Genomic DNA, 8,547 nt, shown 5'->3' on the forward strand with positions numbered 1-8,547 from the left:
GCTCCAGACTTTGGAGACCCCCCACCCCCTCCCCCCCCTTCCCCCCCCCCCCCCCCCCCCCCCCCCCCCCCCGCCACCCGTCGCCGCGGCGGCACCGGCTCCGGCGCTCGCCGCGCTCGCGGTGCCGCCGCCGATGAGGGCGATCGCCTTCGCGTATCCGGCGGCGCCGAACCAACCGATGACGGCGATCGGCACGACGGCCGGGATACCGCCGGCGACTTCCTTGATCTGGCCCGCGGCCAGCCGGCACCTGGAGCACTCCTCCATGTGCTTGCGCAGGCCGCGCTCGGCACGCGTCCGCAGGCTGCCGCGCGCGTAGGCGCCGAGCCGGTCCGCGTAGCGGGAGCACTCCTCGGACTCGGTGAGCGCCGTGGAGACGTGCGCCTGGAGGTAGGCCTCCTTCAAGCCCTCGCGCGCCCGCTTGGCGAGCACGCGCGTGCCGTTGGCGTCGAGGCCGAAGAGCATGGCGACGTCGCTGGGCGACTCGTCCTCGACCTCGGTGTGCCAGAGCACGGCCTGCCAACGCTCGGGCAGCGAGCGGAAGGCCCGCATGGCCATGGACTGCTCGGCCTCGTGCATGGCGCGGACGTCGGCGCCGAGTTCGAGCGTGTCGTCGTCGGAGACCTCGTTCGCACGGGCGGCCTGCACGGCGAAGACGGCGAAGTCATCGACCAGGTGTTCCCGCTTGGCCGTCTGTGTCCAGTTCGCGGCGACGCGGCGCACCGTGGTCAGGAGGTAGGCGCGCACCGCGTGCTCGGGCCCCTTGCCGCCGCGGACGGCGCCCAGCATGCGGGCGAAGACCTCGGCGGTCAGGTCGTCCGCGGTGTGCGCGTCGCGGCAGCAGGTGCGGGCGTAGCGCCGGACGGCCCCGGCGTGCCGCCGGTACAGCTCCTCGTACGCGCTGTCGTCGCCCGCCCGCATCCGCTCGATGAGGCCGGCGTCGGACGGCGCCGGGCCGCCCTCGCGCTGGGCGGGGACAGCCGCGTCGGTGTCCGGCGCCGCGCCCCGGGACTCGTCGGGCTTTCTGCCCGGCCCGCCCTGGCTCGGCACCTGCGGCGGCTGGGAAGAGGGGCGCTCGGCGCCCGTCCCCCCACCGTCGGGCCGCTGCTCGCCCCGCCCGTCAACGCTCATCGCGGAAAGCCCCCGACCGCACACTCTGACCCGACCACCGCCGAAGCGTGTCACACAGGGGTCCCACGGAACCGGTCCGTGCACAGCAACCACTCATCCGTGGAGATCGCCCGCACCTGAGGACTACCGTTCACTCATACGGGGAATCTCAACGACCGCACGCCGGAAAGCGGTTGGCCGCGGACAGCCGCTCCGGCCGCCCGCGGCCCCGGTACCGCTCGCTACGCGCTGATCGACCGCTCGCCAGGGCTCAGGCCCGCGAGCGCAGCCCCTCCAGAAGGATGTCGAGCAGCCGGGCCGACGCTGCCGCCTGCTGCGCCGCGTCGGGCAGCGAGGGCGCCGCCGTCGCGATGACCAGCAGCACGTCCGACACGGTCACATCGGTGCGCAGCTCACCGGCCTCGCGCGCCCGGTCGACGAGCCGGCCCACGACCTCGAGCAGCGTCGCCGCCCCCGCGTCGTCCGCCGTCACGCCGCCGTCGGGCGCGGCGGTCCGCTGCTCCACGAGCCGCAGCTCGGGCGCCCCGCTGCGCTGTTCCGGTACGCGCGTCTCGTCCCGGAAGTCGGAGCGCTCGTCGGCGACGCCCACCCGCAGTACCTGCGGCGGAAGCAGCCGGCCCGCGCCCGAGGCGACCGAGGTCCGCAGGAAGCGCGAGAGCGCCGACCACGGTTCGTCCTCCTGACCGAGCGCCGTGCGCGCCTGATCGGTCAGCCGGGACGTTTCCTCCTCGGCTATCCGTCGCACCAGTACGTCCTTGCTGGGGAAGCGCCGGTACACCGTGCCCACACCGACACGGGCGCGGCGCGCCACGTCCTCCATGGGCGCCCCGTACCCCAGCTCGCCGAAGACCTCCCGGGCCGCGCGCAGCACGTGCTCCAGATTGCGCTGGGCGTCCACCCGCAGCGGCGTGGAGCGTGAACTGTCGCCCAGGCCACGCCCGTTGGCCCCGGCCGAGACACCCGTGGGCGCGACGGCAGACGCTGAGGTCCAATGACTTTCCTGAATGTGCATATGTGTTCCCCCGGTAATGACGTCTCCCCCCCGGAGACACTCCCCGTCATTGTCAGCCGGAGCGTGAGGAACAGACAGCGATTTCCGGGCCGTCCTGCGACCCGACAGCGCATCCCCCCGACACCCCGACAGTTCACGAACATAGTTGAGCGGGGGTCAATTCAGAAGGGGCAGGTTCCGCACGGAGCGCCCCCCGAACGGAGTACGCGGCGATTCCACCCCGATTGCCCCCCTGCCCCCTCACCCCGCCCCCCGCGCTGACCTGCACACCTGCCCCGCGCCCCGGTGACACGGCCGACCGGTACGCGTGCCTCCGCTACGTCACACAAATTGCCGGGACTGTGGACAAACGCGTGGGGCCGATGCGTCATGGGAGGGTGAGGGAACCTGCGCGCATTCTCGTTGTCGGCGGCGGCTACGTCGGGATGTACACCGCCCTGCGCCTCCAGAAGAAGCTCGGACCGGAGCTCAGAAGCGGCGCCGTGGAGATCGTCGTCGTCACCCCCGACCCGTACATGACGTACCAGCCGTTCCTGCCCGAGGCCGCCGCGGGTTCCATCTCCCCGCGCCATGTCGTCGTATCGCTGCGCAGCGTCCTGGAGCACTGCCACGTGATCGTCGGCGAGGTCGTCTCCGTCGACCACGCCGCGCGCACGGCCTCGTACACCACGCTCGCCAGCAAGGACGAGGGCGCGGGCGCCGCCTCGCTCACCTACGACGAACTGGTCCTGGCGCCAGGATCCGTCTCCCGTACGCTCCCGGTCCCCGGCCTCGCCGAGTTCGGCATCGGGTTCAAGACGGTCGAGGAGGCCGTGGGCCTGCGCAACCACGTCATCGAGCAGCTGGACATCGCCTCGTCCACGCGCGACATGGCGATCCGCGACGCGGCGCTCACCTTCGTCTTCGTGGGGGGTGGCTACGCCGGCGTCGAGGCGCTCGGCGAGCTGGAGGACATGGCCCGGTACGCGGCGAAGTACTACCACAACATCAAGCCCGAGGACCTGAAGTGGATCCTCGTGGAGGCAGCCGACCGGATTCTGCCGGAAGTCGGCCCGGAGATGGGCCAGTACACGATCCGTGAACTGCGCGGCCGCAACATCGACGTACGCCTGGGGACACGCCTCGAATCCTGCGAGAACCGCACCGCTGTGCTCAGCGACGGCTCCCGCTTCCCCACCCGTACGGTCGTGTGGACGGCCGGCGTCAAACCGAGTCCGCTGCTCGCCGCCACCGACCTGCCGCTGACCGACCGCGGCCGCCTCAAGTGCACCGCCGCCCTCGCCGTGGACGGCGCCCCACACGCGTGGGGCGCGGGCGACGCGGCCGCCGTCCCCGATGTCACGGCCGACGCGCCCGACGCGACGTGCGCCCCGAACGCCCAGCACGCGGTGCGCCAGGCCAGGACCCTCGCCGACAACATCGCGGCGTCCCTGCGCGGCCAGGACCTCACCGACTACGAGCACGCGTACGTGGGCTCCGTGGCCTCTCTGGGGCTGCACAAAGGTGTCGCGCACGTCTACGGACGCAAGCTGAAGGGCTACCCTGCCTGGTTCATGCACCGCGTCTACCACCTCAGCAGGGTGCCCACCGTCAACCGGAAGGCCCGCGTCCTGACCGAATGGACCCTCTCCGGCCTGTTCAAACGGGAGATCGTCTCCCTGGGCTCGCTGGAACGACCGCGGGCCGAGTTCGAACTGGCGGCCGGGACCGTCCCTCCTGAGGACCCTTCCGCACCGCCGTCCGGCCACCCGAAGGGGTCGCCCTGACCACCTCGCCGACACCGCCCTGTCGGCACCCCGGTGGCGCACGGACGACCTGACGACCGACGCCCGACGTCCCGGCCGCTGTCCTCACCGCCGTCACGACCGCCGTCCGACCCGACCGGAGCGCGGAACTCCCGCCCCCGGACCGGCGTCTGACGTTTGTCAGTACGGTCGGCCAGACTGGTCCACGACACCGGGCGGGCCCCCTCGCCCGCCCTCGACCCCACGAGGCTTGTCCCACAGTGAACTTCACGCGCTGGAGCGCCCGGCTCCCCGGAACGCAGCGCCGCGCCGCAGCGCGAGCCGATCACGGCCCGTCCCCGCGAGGCGAGAGCGCCGTGCCCGCGGCCCGCGCCGAGCACCTGCCCGAACCGGAGCCGGCCGGCCCGGGCGGCGGCGTGGACGAGCTGCCCCTGCGCGACGTCCTCGACCGCATCCCCGCCCTGGTCGCCCTGGTGCACGGGCCCGAGCATCGTGTCGCGTACGTCAACGACGCGTACGCCGCGGCCTTCGGCGACCGGCCCGTCGGCGAGCCCGCCCGCCACGCCCTGCCCGAGCTCGACGAGCTGAGCCTGCTCCCCCTCCTCGACCAGGTGCTGCGCAGCGCGAAGCCCCGTACGGTCAAGTCCCGCAAGGCCGCGGGCGGCCGCTCGTACACGGTGACCTGCACCCCGCTGGAGACGGCCGAGGGCCCCGGTGTGCTGGTCTTCGCGGCCGACGTCACGGACCACGCGGAGGCGGCGGAGCGGCTGCGCACGAGCGAGCGCGAGCAGCGCGAGACAGCGGTCACGCTGCAAAGATCGCTGCTGCCGCAGGAGTTGGAGGAGCCCGATGACCTGCGCATCGCGGCCACGTACCAGCCCGGCGGCACCGAAACCGCGGTCGGCGGCGACTGGTACGACGTCATCACCCTCGGCGGCGGCCGCACGGCCCTGGTCATCGGCGACGTGATGGGCCGGGGCGTGCGCGCCGCCGCCGTGATGGGCCAGCTCCGCACGGCCGTACGCGCCTACGCCCGCCTGGACCTGCCTCCGCACGAAGTACTGCAACTGCTCGACGGGCTCGCCATCGAGATCGACCCGCAGCAGATCGCCACCTGCGTCTACGCCGTCCACGACCCCAACGAGGGCCGCCTCCTCTACGCGTCCGCCGGGCACCTCCCGATCCTGGTGCGCGACGAGAACGGCACGATCCACCGCGCCGAGGAGCCCACGGGCCCGCCGCTCGGCACGGGCGGCTGGCTGCACACGTCGGGTTCCGTACCGCTCGGCCCCGGTTCGACGGCTGTCCTGTACACCGACGGGCTGGTGGAGCGCAGGGACGAGGACATCGACGAGGGCGTGGCCGCGCTCGAACGCGCCCTGTCCGGCGCCACCGGCACCCCCCAGGTGATCTGCGACCGCCTGATCCGGGCCGCCGGAGTCACCGCCGACCACGACGACGACGTGGCGGTGCTCGTCCTCCAGCATCCGGCGCGCAAGGGCGCCGACGGCGAGCGTTTCCGCAACGCGGCCCTGGAGCTGCTCGGCGGCGTCGAGGCGGCGCCCCGCGCCCGCGCCTTCGCCTCGGGCGTCCTGACGAGCTGGCGTTTCACCCCCGACCTGCACGACCTCGGGGTCCTGGCGGCGAGTGAGCTCGTCGCCAACTCCCTCCAGCACGGCTCCCCGCCCATGCGCCTGCGCCTGCGCCGCACGGACCGCCGCCTGATCATCGAGGTGACCGACGGCGACGACCACCTCCCGCGCCGCCGCCGCGCGGAACCGGGCGACGAGACGGGCCGGGGCATCGCCATCGTCGCCGCCATCGCCTCGAACTGGGGCTCGCGGCGTACTCCGGGCGGCGGCAAGGCGGTCTGGTGCGAGTTCGTACTGCCTACCGGGACCGGGTGAGCGGGGGTCGCCCCGCTCACGCACGCGTGCCCGGGCTCACGCCTCCGCGGGGGCGTGAGCCGGCGCGCTCTGCATGACGACCCGGCTCGCGGCCAGCGACGGCTGGTTCTGCACGGGGGTGAGCCGCTTGCCGAGCCGCAGCGCCAGGAACGTGATGCCCAGCGAGAACAGCAGGAACGTCACGATGTACGGCCCGTGCAGCGCGGCCCCCATCGGCCCGCCGACGGCCGGACCGACCGCCAGCGCGAGCTGCTTCACCAGCGCGAACGCCGAGTTGTACGAGCCGACCATCCCGGCGGGCGCGAGATCGGCGACCAGGGGCGCCAAGGTCGGTGACAGCATCGCCTCACCGAGCCCGAACAGCGCGTACGTGGAGATGAACGCGGCGGTGGCCATGGCCTGGCTGCCGTGCCCGAGGCCCGCGTACCCGGCGGCGATCCAGGCGACGGCCCAGATGAGCCCCACGGCGGCGATGACCCGGGACCGCTTGCGCCGCTCGACGAACTTCAGCACGGCGAACTGCGCGACCACGATCATCGCGGTGTTGGCGGCCAGCGCGATCCCGAGCGTCGACGGCGAGATGCCCGCGGCCTCGACGCCGTAGGCGCTCAGCCCCGACTCGAACTGCCCGTAGCAGGCGAAGAACAGCACGAACCCGAGCCCGCACAGCTGCACCATCGCCCGGTTCCCGAGCAGCGCCCGCAGGCCACCGCCCGAGCCGTCCTTCGGTATCGCGTCGCCGAACGTCGGCACGTGCGGCATGCGCACGCTCAGCACGACCGCGGCGAGCACCAGGAACATCACGGCCTCGATGCCGAAGAGCAGCAGGAAGCTGTCCGGCCGGCTCTCGTCGACGATCTGACCGCCGATGAGGCCGCCGATACCGAGCCCCAGGTTCTGCAGGAAGAACTGCATGGCGAAGGAGCGCGTCCGGGTCTCGGGCGTCGAGCACCAGACGATCATCGTCGCGAGGGCGGGCTGCAACACCGCGGTCCCGGCGCCCAGCACGGCGGCGGCGCCGATGGCGGCGGCCTCACCGCTCGCGAGGCCGAGACCGACCGCACCCACGGCCGCCACGACCGACGCCACCAGGAGGACGGGGAGCGGGCCCCGCCGGTCGATGGCGCGGCCGGTGAACGGCAGGACGACCAGGGCGGCCATGGCGAACGCGGCCAGCACGATGCCGGCCGCGCCGGCACCCAGATCACGGACCTCCGCCACATACACGTAGAGGAACGGAACCGTGAAGCCCACGCCGAACGCGCTCAACGCGCTGCCCACCTGAACCCGGCGCATCGCGCCGCCCATCGCCCTGACCACTTTCACCCGACCTTTCGAACTGAAGACTTCGAAGCTAAAGTTAGAGCCTAAACAATACACAGAGAAGGACTTCAACGCCAACCACTCCCGTGCCATACTGCGCGGCATGGCCGACACCACAGGCGGGCCGCCAGCCGAGCCGACCCTCGACGAGCAGATCGCCGCGTACCAGCGCGAGTTCCAGGACCTCGACCCGCAGGTCGAGGAGATCGTCTCGGCGCTCGGCAGACTCAACCGCCGGATGAACGTGGCGTACGGACGCCAGACGGCGGAGATCGGCATCAGCAACGCCGAGTGGGAGGTCCTCAAGGCCCTCGTCCTTTCCGGCGCGCCCTACCGGATGGGCCCCGGCGAGCTCGCCAAGCGGCTCGGTCTCACCCCCGCCGCGATGACGCACCGCATCGACCGCATGGTCCAGGAGGGCCTGGTCACCCGTGACCGCGACGAGAACAACCGCGTCCGCGTGATCGTGGAGCTGACCACGCAGGGCCGCGAGAAGTGGCTGGAGGCCATGCGTCTCGCCTCCGTCTTCGAGGAGGACCTGCTCCAGGACCTCACCTCGGTGGAGCGGGGCGTCCTGGGCGAGGTCCTGATCCGCCTGCTGCGCCGCGTCGAGGACGCCCAGCCGGACGCCGGCGGCCGCCTCACCGATCTCGACTGAAGTCGCGACCGAAGCCATCGCGGGCCGGGCTTGACACCGCCCCGGCCAGTCCGTAAGGTTCTTCGGGTTGCCACCGAGCCGTAACGGTTCTGCGACAACACCTCCCGCCGCTGAAGCGGCACCCCAACACCAGCACGATCTCCCACCGGGATTGATTTCGGCGTGCCCGAATTCATTTTCGTTATTGGGTTGCGAACGACCTGATCGCTCCGATTAGGAACTGCCGCGAAGATCCGCTAATGTTTGGGACGTCGGAACGGCCCAACAGCCGGAAGACAAACCCGGTTGACAGGGAATCAGGCCCGAAGGGATCTGATAGAGTCGACACCGCAGGAAAGCCGAAAGGCCGGAAAGCGGAGCAGGACCAGAAAGACCCCGAGGAAATCGGATCGGAAAGATCTGATAGAGTCGGAAACGCAAGACAGAAACACAGCAGGACCGAAGGGAAGCGCCCGGAGGAAAGCCCGAGAGGGTGAGTACAAAGGAAGCGTCCGTTCCTTGAGAACTCAACAGCGTGCCAAAAGTCAACGCCAGATTGACAACCCTGTCTCCGGCCTTTAGGTCGGGACGAGGTTCCTTTGAAAAAGTCCTTCTTCGGAAGGCGCACAGCGAGGACGCTGTGAACGGACGGGATTATTCCTCCTGTCCGTTCCGCTCTCGTGGTGTCACCCCGATTACGGGGAAACATTCACGGAGAGTTTGATCCTGGCTCAGGACGAACGCTGGCGGCGTGCTTAACACATGCAAGTCGAACGATGAACCACTTCGGTG

Annotated in this window: 5 protein-coding genes, 1 rRNA gene and 1 pseudogene; 4 read left to right on the top strand and 3 right to left on the bottom strand. The window is 71.4% G+C overall.

Annotated features, from left to right (window positions below; all coding sequences use genetic code 11):
* Positions 1 to 1,131: pseudogene (locus tag ACZ45E_RS11240) on the bottom strand (sigma-70 family RNA polymerase sigma factor); the annotation flags it as partial.
* 250 nt (positions 1,132 to 1,381) lie between these two features.
* Entirely contained in the window at positions 1,382 to 2,143 is a 762-nt protein-coding gene (locus ACZ45E_RS11245; RefSeq protein ID WP_468219171.1) for a TetR/AcrR family transcriptional regulator, read from the bottom strand.
* A gap of 362 nt (positions 2,144 to 2,505) precedes the next feature.
* On the opposite strand from ACZ45E_RS11245, the gene ACZ45E_RS11250 reads away from it, so the two are divergent.
* A complete protein-coding gene (locus ACZ45E_RS11250) occupies positions 2,506 to 3,909 on the top strand; it encodes an NAD(P)/FAD-dependent oxidoreductase (protein WP_468219173.1) in 1,404 nt (467 codons plus the stop codon).
* Between the two features lie 239 nt (positions 3,910 to 4,148).
* Positions 4,149 to 5,795 carry an ATP-binding SpoIIE family protein phosphatase gene (locus ACZ45E_RS11255; RefSeq protein ID WP_468219176.1) on the top strand — a complete coding sequence of 549 codons (1,647 nt, stop codon included), beginning with the start codon at positions 4,149 to 4,151 and terminating at the stop codon, positions 5,793 to 5,795.
* Between the two features lie 36 nt (positions 5,796 to 5,831).
* Here ACZ45E_RS11255 and ACZ45E_RS11260 read toward each other — a convergent pair whose 3' ends face one another.
* A complete protein-coding gene (locus ACZ45E_RS11260; RefSeq protein WP_468219248.1) occupies positions 5,832 to 7,103 on the bottom strand; it encodes an MFS transporter in 1,272 nt (423 codons plus the stop codon).
* Between the two features lie 118 nt (positions 7,104 to 7,221).
* Here ACZ45E_RS11260 and ACZ45E_RS11265 point away from each other — a divergent pair, with 118 nt between their 5' ends.
* On the top strand, positions 7,222 to 7,776 hold the full coding sequence (locus ACZ45E_RS11265; RefSeq protein ID WP_468219178.1) for a MarR family winged helix-turn-helix transcriptional regulator: 555 nt from the start codon (positions 7,222 to 7,224) through the stop codon (positions 7,774 to 7,776).
* A 687-nt stretch (positions 7,777 to 8,463) separates the two neighbouring features.
* Positions 8,464 to 8,547, top strand: a 16S ribosomal RNA gene (locus ACZ45E_RS11270); the annotation flags it as partial.

The organism is Streptomyces sp. NPDC030991 (genome assembly GCF_055571235.1).